General features: G+C 72.2%; 15 protein-coding genes. 13 read left to right on the top strand and 2 right to left on the bottom strand.

Features of this window, described 5'->3' with window-relative positions; translation table 11 throughout:
- The first annotated feature begins 42 nt into the window (after positions 1-42).
- The 8 genes from ACLQ27_RS30805 to ACLQ27_RS30770 all read left to right on the top strand — a co-directional run bounded on the left by ACLQ27_RS30805 (position 43) and on the right by ACLQ27_RS30770 (position 7432).
- Complete coding sequence (locus ACLQ27_RS30805; protein ID WP_007463963.1) at positions 43-402, top strand: histidine triad nucleotide-binding protein; 360 nt, start codon at positions 43-45, stop codon at positions 400-402.
- Entirely contained in the window at positions 399-1784 is a 1386-nt protein-coding gene (locus tag ACLQ27_RS30800) for a serine hydrolase domain-containing protein (RefSeq protein ID WP_425870038.1), read from the top strand. Before ACLQ27_RS30805 ends, ACLQ27_RS30800 begins: the two co-directional genes overlap by 4 nt.
- Positions 1785-1915: 131 nt before the next feature.
- The gene (locus ACLQ27_RS30795; protein ID WP_234587214.1) at positions 1916-2971 is read left to right on the top strand and encodes a PhoH family protein; all 1056 of its coding nucleotides are present in this window, start codon (positions 1916-1918) and stop codon (positions 2969-2971) included.
- Positions 2972-2986: 15 nt separating this feature from the next.
- Entirely contained in the window at positions 2987-3460 is a 474-nt protein-coding gene (ybeY, locus tag ACLQ27_RS30790) for an rRNA maturation RNase YbeY (protein WP_007463954.1), read from the top strand.
- Positions 3436-4860, top strand: a complete 1425-nt coding sequence (locus ACLQ27_RS30785) for a hemolysin family protein (protein WP_357498473.1) — start codon at positions 3436-3438, stop codon at positions 4858-4860. Before ybeY ends, ACLQ27_RS30785 begins: the two co-directional genes overlap by 25 nt.
- The gene (locus ACLQ27_RS30780) at positions 4853-5239 is read left to right on the top strand and encodes a cytidine deaminase (protein ID WP_234587216.1); all 387 of its coding nucleotides are present in this window, start codon (positions 4853-4855) and stop codon (positions 5237-5239) included. Before ACLQ27_RS30785 ends, ACLQ27_RS30780 begins: the two co-directional genes overlap by 8 nt.
- Positions 5236-6141, top strand: a complete 906-nt coding sequence (gene era / locus ACLQ27_RS30775; protein WP_234587218.1) for a GTPase Era — start codon at positions 5236-5238, stop codon at positions 6139-6141. Before ACLQ27_RS30780 ends, era begins: the two co-directional genes overlap by 4 nt.
- Positions 6142-6295: 154 nt before the next feature.
- Positions 6296-7432, top strand: coding sequence for an acyltransferase family protein (locus ACLQ27_RS30770; protein WP_357576055.1), 1137 nt, complete (start codon positions 6296-6298; stop codon positions 7430-7432).
- Here the strand turns inward: ACLQ27_RS30770 and ACLQ27_RS30765 are convergent.
- The gene (locus tag ACLQ27_RS30765) at positions 7419-8225 is read right to left on the bottom strand and encodes a DUF4097 family beta strand repeat-containing protein (protein WP_234587222.1); all 807 of its coding nucleotides are present in this window, start codon (positions 8223-8225) and stop codon (positions 7419-7421) included. The two genes, ACLQ27_RS30770 and ACLQ27_RS30765, sit on opposite strands and share 14 nt — an antisense overlap.
- A gap of 102 nt (positions 8226-8327) precedes the next feature.
- On the opposite strand from ACLQ27_RS30765, the gene recO reads away from it, so the two are divergent.
- The 5 genes from recO (at position 8328) to ACLQ27_RS30740 (ending at position 11572) form a co-directional block, all read left to right on the top strand.
- Positions 8328-9203: a DNA repair protein RecO gene (gene recO, locus ACLQ27_RS30760; protein WP_355067065.1), complete on the top strand. Its 876-nt coding sequence runs from the start codon at positions 8328-8330 to the stop codon at positions 9201-9203.
- Between the two features lie 8 nt (positions 9204-9211).
- A complete protein-coding gene (locus ACLQ27_RS30755) occupies positions 9212-10012 on the top strand; it encodes an isoprenyl transferase (protein WP_234587293.1) in 801 nt (266 codons plus the stop codon).
- Positions 10013-10081: 69 nt separating this feature from the next.
- Positions 10082-10267: a hypothetical protein gene (locus ACLQ27_RS30750; protein ID WP_234587226.1), complete on the top strand. Its 186-nt coding sequence runs from the start codon at positions 10082-10084 to the stop codon at positions 10265-10267.
- Positions 10268-10581: 314 nt separating this feature from the next.
- Positions 10582-10782 carry a thioredoxin reductase gene (locus ACLQ27_RS30745; protein ID WP_234587228.1) on the top strand — a complete coding sequence of 67 codons (201 nt, stop codon included), beginning with the start codon at positions 10582-10584 and terminating at the stop codon, positions 10780-10782.
- 28 nt (positions 10783-10810) lie between these two features.
- Positions 10811-11572 carry a pirin family protein gene (locus ACLQ27_RS30740; protein WP_425870033.1) on the top strand — a complete coding sequence of 254 codons (762 nt, stop codon included), beginning with the start codon at positions 10811-10813 and terminating at the stop codon, positions 11570-11572.
- Between the two features lie 126 nt (positions 11573-11698).
- Here the strand turns inward: ACLQ27_RS30740 and gndA are convergent, their stop codons facing one another.
- Positions 11699-13141 (bottom strand): NADP-dependent phosphogluconate dehydrogenase, encoded by a 1443-nt coding sequence (gndA, locus tag ACLQ27_RS30735; RefSeq protein ID WP_234587233.1) that lies wholly within the window; start codon positions 13139-13141, stop codon positions 11699-11701.
- Positions 13142-13281 lie beyond the last annotated feature (140 nt).

Genomic DNA, 13281 nt, shown 5'->3' with positions numbered 1-13281 from the left:
CCATCCTGCCTCAACCGTGCATCCTCTCCTTACACTGCCCCGATGGGATCCGACTGCCTGTTCTGCCGCATCGTCGCCGGGGAGATCCCGGCCACCGTGGTCCGGGAGACCGCCACCACGCTCGCCTTCCGCGACATCGACCCGAAGGCCCCGGTGCACGTCCTGGTCATTCCGAAGGAGCACTACGCCGACGTCGCCACGCTCGCCGAGGGTGACCCGGCGCTGGCCGGTGCGGTGCTCGCCACGGCCGCCGCGGTGGCCGAGGACGAGGGGCTGCTCGGCGACGGGTTCCGGCTGATGTTCAACACCGGGGCGTACGGCGGGCAGGAGGTCTTCCACGCGCACGCGCACCTGCTCGGTGGCGCCCCGCTCGGTCCGATGCTCGCCCGGGACCTGGCGTGACGGCCGGCCCCGACGCGTACGACCGGTTGGGTCGGCTGGTCCGCCGGGTGCAGGCCGACGCCCGGGTGCCGGCGGTGTCGGCGGCGCTGCACCGCGCCGACCGACAGCTGTGGACGTGCACTGTCGGGGGCACCGGCACCGACAGTCCGTTGGGGCCGGGCACCCAGTTCCGGATCGGCTCGGTCACCAAGACCTTCACGGCGGTGCTCACCCTCCAGTGCCGCGACGACGGGCTGCTGGACCTGGACGACCCGGTGGGCCGGCACCTGGACCTTCCCGCGCACGGCGAGCTGACCGTGCGCCGGCTGTTGTCGCACACCGGCGGCCTGCAACGCGAGCCGTTCGGTGACGTCTGGGACACCCTGAACGCGCCGGACGTCGAGCAGCTGGTGGCCGGCCTCGACCGTGCCGAGCGGGTGTTGCCCACCGGTCGGCGCTTCCACTACTCCAACCTGGGCCTGGCCGTGCTCGGCCTGCTGGTGGGCCGGCTGCGTGGGGGCACCTGGGCGGAGGTGCTCGCCGAGCGGGTGCTGACTCCGCTGGGGCTGACCGACACGACAGTGACCCCGCGGCCCTCGGCGGCCACCGGCTACCTGGTCGACGCGTACTCCGACGAGGCGCACCCGGAGCCGCCGACCGACTTCGGCGCGGTGGGCCCGGCCGCCCAGCTCTGGAGCACCGCTAGCGACATGGCCCGCTGGGCGGCGTTCCTCGCCGACCCGGCGGCGCTCGACCCGGCCGGCGCGGTGCTCGCCCCGGGCACCCTGGACGAGATGCGCTGGCCGCTGACCACCACCGACGAGACGCTCTGGGGCGCCGGCTTCGGGCTCGGCCTGATCCTCGTCCCGCAGGGTGAACGGGTGGTGCACGTGGGGCACGACGGGGCGATGCCCGGCTTCCTGGCCGGCGTGTACGGCCGGCGGGGTGGCGACGGCACGGCCGGCGCGATGGGCGCCGCGGTGCTCGGCTCGTCCGGCACGGCCAGCGAGGTGCTCGAACTGCCGCACCGGCTGCTCACCGAGGCGGTCGAGCACGATCCCGCCGACATCGAGCCGTGGACGCCGGGCGCACCCGCTCCGGCGGCCCTGCGGGGGGTGCTCGGCCGGTGGTGGGGCGAGGGTTCCGAGTACGTCTTCTCCTGGCACGACGGCGCCCTGCGGGCGCGCGGGGCCGGGGACCAGGCGGGCCGCCCGCCGGCGGTCTTCGCACCGCTGCCGGACCGGCCGGACGTGTTCCGGACGGTCTCCGGCCGGGAGGTCGGCGAGCTGCTGCGGCTGACCCGCGACGAGGATCGGACGGTGGTCCGGATGCACTGGGCGACCTACCGGTTCACCCGCCACCAGGAGACCTTCGACGGGTACGACTTCCGGGCCGGTAGTTGATCGCGGCCAGCGGAAATGGGCGCGATGCGGCCCGCGTTGAACCGATACGATGGGTGTAACGTCCGCACGCCGTGCCAGCAGGGCCGGCGCCGAGATCGAGAGCAGGTGCGCAGGGCCCTTCGGCCCGACCTATGACCGGCACCCCACCTCCCGGCCCGCCCCGGGTGCAGACCAGGATCACCGTGCCCGACTCCAAGATCATGGTCAATCTGCTCGGCGCGGGCGACGAGATCCTGCGACTCGTCGAACGCTCGGTCGCCAGTGACGTGCACGTCCGGGGCAACGAGATCACGATCACCGGCGCCCCCGCGGACAACGCCCTCGCCGAGCGGGTCTTCAGTGAACTGCTCGAACTCATCGAGAAAGGCGAGACCCTGACCACTGACGCCGTCCGGCGTACCGTCGGCATGCTCGAGCAGGGCAGCGCCGAGCGACCCGCCGAGGTCCTGACCCTCGACATCCTCTCCCGTCGCGGGCGCACCATCCGCCCCAAGACGCTCGGGCAGAAGCGGTACGTCGACGCGATCGACTCGAACACCATCGTCTTCGGCATCGGCCCGGCCGGCACCGGCAAGACCTACCTGGCGATGGCGAAGGCCGTCCAGGCGTTGCAGGCCAAGCAGGTCAACCGCATCATCCTGACCCGACCGGCGGTCGAGGCGGGGGAGCGGCTGGGCTTCCTGCCCGGCACGCTCAACGAGAAGATCGACCCGTACCTGCGCCCGCTCTACGACGCGCTGCACGACATGCTCGACCCGGAGTCGATCCCGAAGCTGATGGCCGCCGGGACGATCGAGGTCGCGCCCCTGGCGTACATGCGGGGCCGCACCCTCAACGACGCGTTCATCATCCTCGACGAGGCGCAGAACACGACGCCCGAGCAGATGAAGATGTTCCTCACCCGACTCGGCTTCAACTCCAAGATCGTCGTGACGGGTGACATCACCCAGGTGGACCTTCCCGGCGGGACGAGCAGCGGCCTGCGGGTGGTCCGGGAGATCCTGGAGAACGTCGACGACGTGCACTTTTCCCAGTTGTCCAGCTCCGACGTGGTTCGCCACCGGCTGGTCGGGGAGATCGTCGACGCGTACGCCCGCTGGGACGAGCGGGAGAACCAGCAGGCGCAGGGCGTCCACGCCGTTCCCGGGCGACCCGCCCAGGGCGGCCGGTCCGGCCGCCGCCGCTAAAGCAGAGGAAAGCAGTTGTCCATCGAGATCGCCAACGAGTCCGGTGTCGAGGTCGACACCGACGCCGTGCTCGCCGTCGCCCGGCACGCCCTCGACGAGATGGGGGTCAACCCCCTCGCCGAGCTCTCCGTGCTGCTTGTCGACATCGACTACATGACCGAGCTGAACCACCGCTGGATGGGTGGGGACGGCCCGACCGACGTGCTCGCCTTCCCGATGGACGAGGGGAGCGTCGACCACGGTCCGGGCGAGAGCGCCCCCGCCGGCGGCGAGCCGGCCCTGCTCGGTGACATCGTGCTGTGCCCCGAGGTCGCGGCCAAGCAGGCGGCGACCGCCGGGCACGCCTCGGCCGACGAGCTGCACCTGCTCACCGTGCACGGGGTCCTGCACCTGCTCGGCTACGACCACGCCGAGCCGGAGGAGGAGCGCGAGATGTTCGCTCTGCAGGCTCGACTGCTGGCGAGCTGGCGGTCGACCCGCACCCAGTGATGTCCACTCCCTTGTTACTCGCGGTCGGCCCCACGGCCGGCCTTCCCGACCTGCAACTGATCGTCTTCGCGGCGGGCCTGGTGGTGCTGGCCGGTGTGATCGCCATGACCGAGGCGGCGCTCGCCGCGGTCTCGCCCGCCCGGGCCGCCGAGCTGGCCCGCGACGGTGTGCGCGGCGCACGGACCCTCCAGGTCGTGGCCGCGGACGTCGTCCGGCACCTCAACCTGCTGCTGTTGCTGCGGCTGCTCGCCGAGCTGACCGCCACCACGCTCGTGGCGTTGGTCGCGGTGGACAGCTTCGGCGCCGGGTGGCGTGCCGCGCTGGTCACCGCCGGCGCGATGACAGTGGTCAGCTTCGTGGTGGTAGGCGTCGCGCCGCGCACCATCGGCCGGCAGCACGCGTACGCGGTGGGCCGGGCGGTCGCGCCGTTGGTCCGCTGGCTGGGCCGCGCGCTCAACCCCCTCGCCTCGTTGCTCATCCTGATCGGCAACGCGGTCACCCCGGGGCGCGGCTTCCGCGAGGGGCCGTTCGCCAGCCAGGTGGAGCTGCGGGAGCTGGTGGACCTGGCCGAGCAGCGCGGCGTCGTGGAGCACGGCGAGCGTCAGATGATCCATTCGGTGTTCGCGCTCGGCGACACCATCGCCCGCGAGGTGATGGTTCCGCGTACCGAGATGGTGTGGATCGAGGAGGGCAAGACCCTCGCCCAGGCGTTGGTGCTCTTCCTGCGCTCGGGTTTCTCCCGCATCCCCGTGATCGGGGAGAGCGTCGACGACGTGCTCGGGGTGCTCTACCTCAAGGACCTGATCCGGCGGTCGCGGGGCGGCGACCCGGACGCCGAGCAGTTGCCGGTGGCGGAGCTGATGCGCCCCGCCACCTTCGTCCCGGAGTCCAAGCCGGTCGACGATCTGCTGTCGGAGATGCAGGCGGCCCGCAACCACCTGGTCATCGTTGTCGACGAGTACGGCGGCACCGGTGGTCTGGTCACCATCGAGGACATCCTGGAGGAGATCGTCGGTGAGATCACCGACGAGTACGATGTCGAACGCCCGCCGGTCGAACGCCTCGCGGACTCCTCGGTGCGGGTGACCGCCCGCCTGCCGGTGGAGAACCTGGGCGAGATGTTCGGCGCCGATCTGCCCACCGACGAGGTGGAGACGGTCGGTGGCCTGCTCGCCCAGTCGCTGGGGCGGGTGCCGATCCCCGGAGCGCAGGCCGAGGTGGCCGGCCTCCGGCTGGTCGCCGAGGGCACCACGGGCCGGCGCAACCGGATCGACACCGTCCTGGTCAGCAGGGTGGAGTCGGGCGACGAGCAGGACAGCACCGGGCGCGGCGACAATGCCGGCCCCGGGGACGACCCGGATCATTACCGAGACGAGGAGAGGCAAGCCGCCGATGCCTGAGACACCCGCCGCGCCCGCCGCCCGGCCCACCCCCACCGCGCCGGGTCCGCTGAGCGCCGAGGACGGCAAGCTCGTCGTCCTGGCCCGGGGCGCCCGCGGGCGGGTCGGTGCCGTGGAGGGGGCCGCGGTCCGGGACTCCGACGGCCGGACGTACGCGGCGGCAAGCGTCGCGCTGCCCTCCCTGACCCTCACGGCGCTGCAGTTGGCGGTGGCCTCCGCCGTGGCCGCCGGTGCGGGCCGGTTGGAGGCGGCGGTGGTGGTGACCGAGGCGTCGACGCTGGACGGCGCCGGGCACGCCGCGGTCCGCGACCTCGCCGTGGACGCGCCGATCCACGTGGCCGCGCCGGACGGCACCGTGCTCGGCACGGTGACCCAGTGAGCCCCGTCCGGGATCCGGAGCCGCGTCCGTACCGGGCCGGGTTCGGCTGCTTCGTGGGGCGGCCCAACGCCGGCAAGTCCACCCTGACGAACGCCATCGTCGGCACCAAGATCGCGATCACCTCGAACAAGCCGCAGACCACCCGGCACGTCATCCGGGCGGTGCTGCACCGTCCGGAGTCGCAGCTGGTTCTGGTGGACACGCCGGGTCTGCACCGCCCCCGTACGCTGCTCGGCGAGCGCCTCAACGACCTGGTCCGCTCGACCTGGACCGAGGTCGACGTGATCGGCCTGTGCATCCCGGCGGACGAGCCGGTGGGGCGCGGCGACCGGTTCATCACCGGCGAGCTGGCCGAGCTGAAGGCGACGGTGCTGGCGGTGGTCACCAAGACCGACCTGGTGGACAAGCGCCGGCTGGCCGAGCAGCTGCTCGCGGTCAGCGAGCTGGGCGAGTTCGCCGAGATCGTGCCGGTGAGCGCCGTCTCCGGGCACCAGGTGGACACGCTCGTCGACGTGATGACCAAATATTTGCCGCCGTCGCCCCAGCTCTACCCGGACGACATGCTCACCGACGACCCGGAGCAGGTGATGGTCGCGGAGCTGATCCGGGAGGCGGCCCTGGAGGGCGTCCGCGACGAGCTGCCCCACTCCATCGCCGTGGTGGTCGAGGAGATGATCCCCGAGGGTCAGGTCATCAAGATCTACGCCGACCTGTACGTGGAACGGCCCAGCCAGAAGGCCATTGTTCTGGGTCACAAGGCGAGCCGGCTCAAGGAGGTCGGCACGACCGCCCGCCGGCAGATCGAGGAGCTGCTGGGCAGCCGGGTCTATCTCGACCTGCACGTGCGGGTCGCGAAGGACTGGCAGCGCGACCCGAGGCAGTTGCGCAAGCTGGGCTTCTAAGAGCGCCATCCGGCCGCCCTGCTGAGGGGCGGCCTGATCGTTCCCGGTCGGGGCCGTGGGCAGCTTCACGATCGGCCGGGGTCGGCGTCGTTTGGCGCACGGGCCGCGAAGGGTAGGGGAGGAAGCACCGCGTCCCCGATCCAGATGCAGGCTGATGCGCAACAGATACCTCGATCTGCTCCGTTTCCTGGCCATCGTCCGGGTGGTCGTCTACCACGTCACCGGCTGGGCGACGCTCACCCTCGTCTTCCCGGCCATGTCGGTGATGTTCGCGCTGGCCGGCTCGTTGATGGCTGCCTCGCTCGCCCGGTCCGGCCCGAGAGCGGTCGGCCGCCGGTTGCGCCGGCTGTTGCCGTCGCTGTGGGTGCTGGCGGCGGTCTTCGTGCCGGCCATGCTGCTCACCGGGCTGGCGCTGTCGCCCCGGGTGCTGCTGTGGCTGTTCCCGATCACCGATCCGCCGGCGAACAACTGGGGCGCCCTGGCGCTGAGCATCATCTGGTACCTGCGCGACTACCTGTGGTTCGTGCTCGCCTCGCCGGTCGCGCTCTGGCTGTTCCGCCGGGCCCCGCTGCCCACCCTGCTCGCCCCGTACGTGGTGCTGGTGACGATCGAGGTGGGGATCTACCCGGCGCCGCCGGTGGTGCGCGAGTTCGGGCTGTACTTCGGCGCCTGGCTGCTCGGCTTCGCCCACCACGCCGGAATGCTGCGTCGACTCACCGGCCGGGTGCTGTACCCGCTGTCGCTGGCCCTCGCGGTCGTCGGCGGGGCCTGGATCGTCACGCATCCCGGCCCCCGCGGGTACGACCTCAACGACAACCACCTCGGCAACGCGCTCTGGTCGGCCGCGTTCATCCTGGTCGTGCTGGGTCGGGCCCCGACCGGGGTGGCCTGGCTGGAGCGCAGCCGGCTGGCCGACCGGCTGGTGACCGTGTTCAACCGGCGGGCGCTGACCATCTACCTCTGGCACATGCCGTTCGTGGTGGCGCTCACCCCGCTGGTCGACGTGGTCGGCTGGTCGCACCAGGACCCGGTGGGGCTGGCCGTCCGGGTGCTGCTGGTCTTCGCACTTGTCGGTCTGGTCACCCTGGCCGTCGGCTGGGTCGAGGACGTCGCCGCCCGTCGCCGCCCGGAGCTGATTCCCGCCGGCTCGTCGCGCCCGACCGGCCCGCCGGCCCCCTCCGACCGTGGCCCGGCGGGTCGTCCCGACGTCGGCGAGACCGCCGTACGGGCGGCCGTGCCGGCGCAGCGGGTGCCCGGTGCGCCGGTGACCGTCGAGGTCAACGCTGGCTGATCGACACGTCTCCGCTGCCGGCCGAGCCGTCGAGCACCAGGGACGCGGCCGGGTCGTCGGCGACGGTGATCCGGGCGTCGCCGGAGCCGGTGCTGGAGCGGACCCGGTAGCTGCCGGCCGGCACCACCAGCGAGACGTCCCCGCTGGAGGCGTGCACACGCGCCGAGGCGGCGGTCTCCAGCTCGACGGTGACGTTGCCGGAGCCGGCCTCGGCGTCCGTCGTCCCGTCCACCCGGCGAGCCGTGATGTCACCGGAGCCGGCGCGCAGTCGTACTGCCGAACGGGCCTCGCTCAGCTCGATGTTGCCGGAGCCGGTCTCCACGTCGATCGCCCCGGCGACGTCGCTGATCCGCACGTCGCCCGAGCCCAGCCGCAGCTTCACCGCGCCGACCTTGGTCAGCTCGACGTCACCCGAGCCGCTCTCGCCCTGCACGGTCACGCCCTCGGGGACTGTCACCTCGTACGAGACGCTGCACCTGTCGCCGCAGTCGGTGTCCAGCACCAGCTCGCTGTCCTTGATCTCGTACCGGGCCTTGGGCTCGCCGCCCTGGTAGCGCACGACCCGCTTGATCCGTGCCTCGCCCGCCGTGCCGCCGCCTCGGACGATCACGTCTCCGGAGCCCCCCTGCACCCGGATGGTGCTGATCTTCACCGCCTCGGTGTTGTCGTAGTCGAGCCGGCGGAAGGACAGGTTGTCGCACCCGGCGAGCAGGATGAGGCCCGTGGCCAGCCCCAACGCGACGGGCGCGGCGGCGCGGCGACGACGGGCGGCGGTCATCTGGTGCAGTGCCATGGCGAGCACGCTACGGCCGGTGGCGAGCCTGGCGCATCGGGGTTCGTCCGCGCATCCACCCCGAACCGACCCTGATTTCAGACCCCGAGGGAGAATGGTCCGATGGCCGGGTACCGCCGACAGCTCTACCGCGACGACGCGGTGGTGCTGCGCGTGCAGAAGCTCGGCGAGTCCGACCGGATCATCACGCTGCTCACCCGCCGGCACGGCCGGCTGCGGGCGGTCGCCCGGGGGGTCCGGCGCACCATGAGCAAGTTCGGCGCCCGGCTGGAGCCGTTCGGTCACGTCGACCTTCAACTCGCCGGCGACCCCAAGGGCAACCACGGCAGCTCGCTGCACACGGTCAGCCAGGTCGAGGGCATCGAGCTGTACGGCAAGCGGTTCCTCGGCGACTATCCCCGCTACACGGCGGCCAGCGCGATCGCCGAGACCGCCGAGCGGCTGACGCCTGTCGAGCGGGAGCCGTCGCTGCGGCTGTTCCAGCTCACCGTGGGGGCGCTGAAGGCGCTGTCCCGGGGCGAGCACGCGACCACGCTGGTGCTCGACGCGTACCTGCTGCGCGGGATGGCTCTCGCGGGCTGGGCGCCGGCGCTGATCGCCTGCGCGGTCTGCGGCACCCCCGGGCGGCACCGCGCGTTCTCCGTGCCGGCCGGCGGCGCGGTCTGCCCGGACTGCCGGCCGCCCGGCGCGGCCCACCCCGCGCCGGCCACCATCGACCTGATGTCCGCGCTGACCACCGGCGACTGGGTGGTCGCCGACGCCACCGAGACGGGAGTACGCCGGGAGTGCAGTGGGCTGGTCGCGGCGCACCTCCAGTGGCATCTGGAACGCGCGCTACGCTCGCTGCCGCTGGTCGACCGGGGTCCCTCGGTCGCCGGCACGGTCCCGCCGCCGGGCGGCGGTGGGGCTGCGATGCTCCGGCCGCGCGGTGACGTCGAGGCCGGTGCGGACGGCACGAGCAGGGAGAGAGCCGAGTGATCCGATCGATGAGGTCCGGCCGGCGGGAGCCGACGCCACCGACCCCGCACCCGTCCGGTGCCCGGCCGCCGGCGCTGCCGAGCGAGGCGGTGCCCAAGCACGTCGCCGTCGTGATGGACGGCAACGGCCGGTGGGCCAAGGACCGCGGGTTGCCCCGCACCAAGGGCCACGAGGCGGGGGAGCACAGCCTCTTCGACACCATCGAGGGCGCGATCGAGATGGGCATCCCCTACCTGTCGGCGTACGCGTTCTCCACCGAGAACTGGCGGCGCTCGCCCGACGAGGTCCGGTTCCTGATGGGCTTCAACCGGGACGTGATCCGTCGACGCCGCGACCAGCTGGTCGACCTCGGCGTCCGGGTGGTCTGGTCGGGGCGGTCGGGGCGGTTGTGGAAGAGCGTCATCTCCGAGTTGCAGACCGCCGAGGAGATGTCCCGGGGCAACTCGACGCTGACCCTGCAGTTCTGCGTGAACTACGGCGGGCAGGCCGAGATCGGCGACGCCGCCGCGGCGATCGCCCGGGACGTGGCGGCCGGTCGACTGGACCCGTCGAAGGTCACCGAGAAGACCGTCGCGAAATACCTGTACCACCCGGAGATCCCGGAGGTGGACCTGTTCCTGCGGCCCTCCGGCGAGGAGCGGATCTCGAACTTCCTGCTCTGGCAGACCGCGTACGCCGAGCTGGTCTTCCTGGACACGCTCTGGCCGGACTTCGACCGCCGCCACCTGTGGTACGCGTGCGAGCTGTACGCCCAGCGGGACCGGCGGTTCGGCGGCGCGCTGCCCAACCCGGTGGCCCCGACGGTCTGAGCGGAGGCTTACCCGACGGTCACTCTGGGTACCAGCTACGTCAGAAGCCACTGACGGAGGTGAACCCACATGATCCAGAAGCGCATTGCCCAGTGGGCGGTGATGGCGATCGCGGTGCCAGTGGCCGCGGCCGGCGCCCGCCGCCTCAGCCACACCCTGGAGGCCCGGCGTGGTCCCTCCGGGGCGACCCGGCTGCTGACCAAGGGTGCGGATCTGATCCGCCCGCAGAAGGCCAAGCGCCGCCGGTTCTGGTAGTCCCCGACTCTCCCGCGCCGCCCCGCACACGACGTGCGGGGCGGCGCTGGCGTCTCACCCGGTCGGCGCGTCCAGGAAGCCAAATCGGTGCAGCACGCCCCGGTCGATCATGGAGTTGGGGTGGCCGGTTCGGCCGCATTCGCGACTTTCGTTCGCCACCACAACTCCATGATCGACGCGGCCGGGGAGGTGGCCGGGGAGGGTGGGTGGGGTTGGTTGTTTCGGGGTTCGGGGAGGTGGGGGCAGGTAGGGTCCGGAGGTGGCGGGATGATGCGGTTGGGGGGGATATGCGGGATCTCCGGTACAAGATGATCATGGCGCTGAACGCGGCGGATCTGGGCGACCCGATCTGCGAACAGGTCGCCGAGATCTGCGCCGAGATCGCCGAGCAGCACTGCGCGGAGTTCGGTCACACGCCGCAGCTGCGTACCGGTGAGATCGCCGAGCTGGTCACCGGTGAGCCGGCCCTGACCTGGGCGCCGTCGACCCCCGAGACCGGGCAGCGTGCCTGGTGACCGCCCCCGAGACCGGGCAGCGTGCCTGGTGACCGCACCCGCGCCGGCGGTCGACCTGCGTCGTGCCGAGGACCGGTTCGCCACCCGGATCTCCTGGTTGGATTCCAAGCACTCCTTCTCGTTCTCCCGGCACTACGACCCGGCCAACACCCACCACGGGCTGCTGCTGGTGAACAACGACGACGTGGTCCGGCCGGGCGCCGGCTTCGAGACCCACCCGCACGAGGACATGGAGATCGTCACCTGGGTGCTGCGCGGCTCCCTCGTGCACCAGGACTCCACCGGCCACTCCGGGGTGATCTACCCGGGCCTGGCGCAGCGGATGAGCGCCGGCACCGGCATCCTGCACTCGGAGAAGAACGACGCCTGGCGGCTCAACAACCAGGAGCCGCACAGCGACCCCGTGCACTTCGTGCAGATGTGGGTGCTCCCCGATGAGCAGGGCGTCGACCCCGGCTACGAGCAGCTGGAGATCGAGGACGAGTTGCTGCGCGGCGGCCTGGTGCCGGTCGCCTCCGGGATGGACCGCTACGACGGGGCGTCCGCGATCCGGATCCGCAACCGGTACGCCACCCTGCACGCCGCCCGACTCGGCCCGGGCGACGAGGTCACCCTCCCGGACGCGCCCTTCGTGCACCTGTACGTGCCGAACGGCACGGTGACCCTGGAGGACAGCGGCCCGCTCGGCACCGGCGACGCCGCCCGGCTCACCATGACCGGCGGCCGGCGGGTGACCGCCGACGAGCCGGCCGAGATCCTCGTCTGGGAGATGCACGCCACGGTCGCCTGACGGGTGCCCGCGTCGGCTCCCATGATCACGCTCGAACATGGATGTAGTGGCCTCCCTGGCGCGGGAGGCCACTACATCCTGGATCAAGCACGATCTTGCCGAGCGCGGCGCGCGGGGCGATCCTGGTTACGCCGGGGACTCGGTCTTGTCGCCGGCCCAGGTGGTGTGGAACGAACCCTCGCGGTCGACGCGCTGGTAGGTGTGCGCGCCGAAGTTGTCCCGCAGGCCCTGGATCAGCGCGGCGGGCAGCCGCTCGGCGCGCAGCGCGTCGAAGTACGCCAACGACGACGAGAACGCCGGCGTCGGCACCCCCGCCCGGGCCGCGTCGGCCACGACCCGCCGCCAGCTCGGCACACCTGCCGCGACCGCCTCGGCGAAGTACGGTGCCACGAGCAGCGTCGGCAGGTCGGGCTGCTCGTCGTACGCCTCGCGGATGCGGTTCAGGAAGCGGGCGCGGATGATGCAGCCGCCCCGCCAGATGGTCGCCGTGCCGCCGAGGTCGATGTCCCAGTTGAACTCCTGGCTGCCGGCCCGGATGTGGTCGAAGCCCTGCGCGTACGCGACGATCTTGGAAGCGAGCAGCGCCCGGCGCACGTCCTCGACGAACGCGTCCCGGTCGGCGACCTGCCACGCCTCACCGGCGTCCGGGAACGCCCGGCGGGCGGCCTCGCGCTGGTCGACGTGACCCGACAGCGAGCGGGCGAACGTCGCCTCGGCGATGCCCGTGATCGGGATGCCCAGGTCGAGGGCGCTCTGCACCGTCCACCGGCCGGTGCCCTTCTGCTCGGCCCGGTCCTGTACGACGTCGACGAACGCGCGGCCGGTCGCCGCGTCGGTGTGCGCGAGCACGTCGGCGGTGATCTCGATGAGGAAGGACTCCAGCTCGCCGCCGTTCCAGTCGCGGAAGATCTCCGCGATCTCCGCCGGCTTCGCGCCCAGGCCCGACCGGAGCAGGTCGTACGCCTCGGCGATGAGCTGCATGTCGGCGTACTCGATGCCGTTGTGCACCATCTTGACGAAGTGCCCGGCGCCGTCCGGCCCGACGTGCGTGCAGCACGGCTCGCCGTCGACGTGGGCGGCGATCTTCTCGAACATCGGCCCGAGCTTGGCGTACGACTCCTCCGAGCCGCCCGGCATGATGCTCGGCCCGAGCAGCGCGCCCTCCTCACCACCGGAGACGCCGGTGCCGCTGAAGTGCAGCCCCTGCGCGCGCAGCGACTCCTCCCGGCGACGGGTGTCGGCGAAGTGGGCGTTGCCGCAGTCGACGATGATGTCGCCCTCCTCCAGCAGCGGCACCAGCTCGTCGATCACGGCGTCGGTGGGCGCACCGGCCTTGACCATCACGATCACCGCGCGGGGCCGTTCCAGCGACGCCACGAAGTCGGCCATCGACTCACCGGGCACGAAGGTGCCCTCGTCACCGTGCTCGGCGACGAGGCTGCGGGTGCGCTCCGGTGACCGGTTGTGCACCGCCACGGTAAAGCCGTTGCGGGCCAGGTTGCGGGCCAGGTTCCGGCCCATCACCGCCAGCCCGGTCACGCCGATCTGCGCCGTCGCCTGCTCAGCCATTCGTGCCGCCACCTCTCGCCGTCGAACTATCCTGCTGCGACCGTATCGCGGCGCGCGGCATCGTGGGCGGGTCGTCCCACGGCGGGTCACTGCCTGGTCGCGGCCCGTCCGCCCGGCGTGGCCACACCCTGACCGGCGGC

The organism is Micromonospora sp. DT63, from assembly GCF_049841615.1.
Classification (GTDB): Bacteria; Actinomycetota; Actinomycetes; order Mycobacteriales; family Micromonosporaceae; genus Micromonospora.
The sequence above is the reverse complement of the archived record's forward strand: the minus strand, read 5'-3'. Positions and strand labels throughout refer to the sequence as shown.

Coding starts and splice junctions, on each gene's coding strand:
- ACLQ27_RS30780 (WP_234587216.1), top strand. CDS start 4,853: ATGCCTGAGACACCCGCCGCGCCCGCCGCCCGGCCCACCCCCACCGCG.
- ACLQ27_RS30750 (WP_234587226.1), top strand. CDS start 10,082: ATGATCCAGAAGCGCATTGCCCAGTGGGCGGTGATGGCGATCGCGGTG.
- ACLQ27_RS30795 (WP_234587214.1), top strand. CDS start 1,916: ATGACCGGCACCCCACCTCCCGGCCCGCCCCGGGTGCAGACCAGGATC.
- gndA (WP_234587233.1), bottom strand. CDS start 13,141: ATGGCTGAGCAGGCGACGGCGCAGATCGGCGTGACCGGGCTGGCGGTG.
- ACLQ27_RS30755 (WP_234587293.1), top strand. CDS start 9,212: ATGAGGTCCGGCCGGCGGGAGCCGACGCCACCGACCCCGCACCCGTCC.
- ACLQ27_RS30745 (WP_234587228.1), top strand. CDS start 10,582: ATGGCGCTGAACGCGGCGGATCTGGGCGACCCGATCTGCGAACAGGTC.
- ACLQ27_RS30805 (WP_007463963.1), top strand. CDS start 43: ATGGGATCCGACTGCCTGTTCTGCCGCATCGTCGCCGGGGAGATCCCG.
- ACLQ27_RS30770 (WP_357576055.1), top strand. CDS start 6,296: ATGCGCAACAGATACCTCGATCTGCTCCGTTTCCTGGCCATCGTCCGG.
- ACLQ27_RS30765 (WP_234587222.1), bottom strand. CDS start 8,225: ATGGCACTGCACCAGATGACCGCCGCCCGTCGTCGCCGCGCCGCCGCG.
- recO (WP_355067065.1), top strand. CDS start 8,328: ATGGCCGGGTACCGCCGACAGCTCTACCGCGACGACGCGGTGGTGCTG.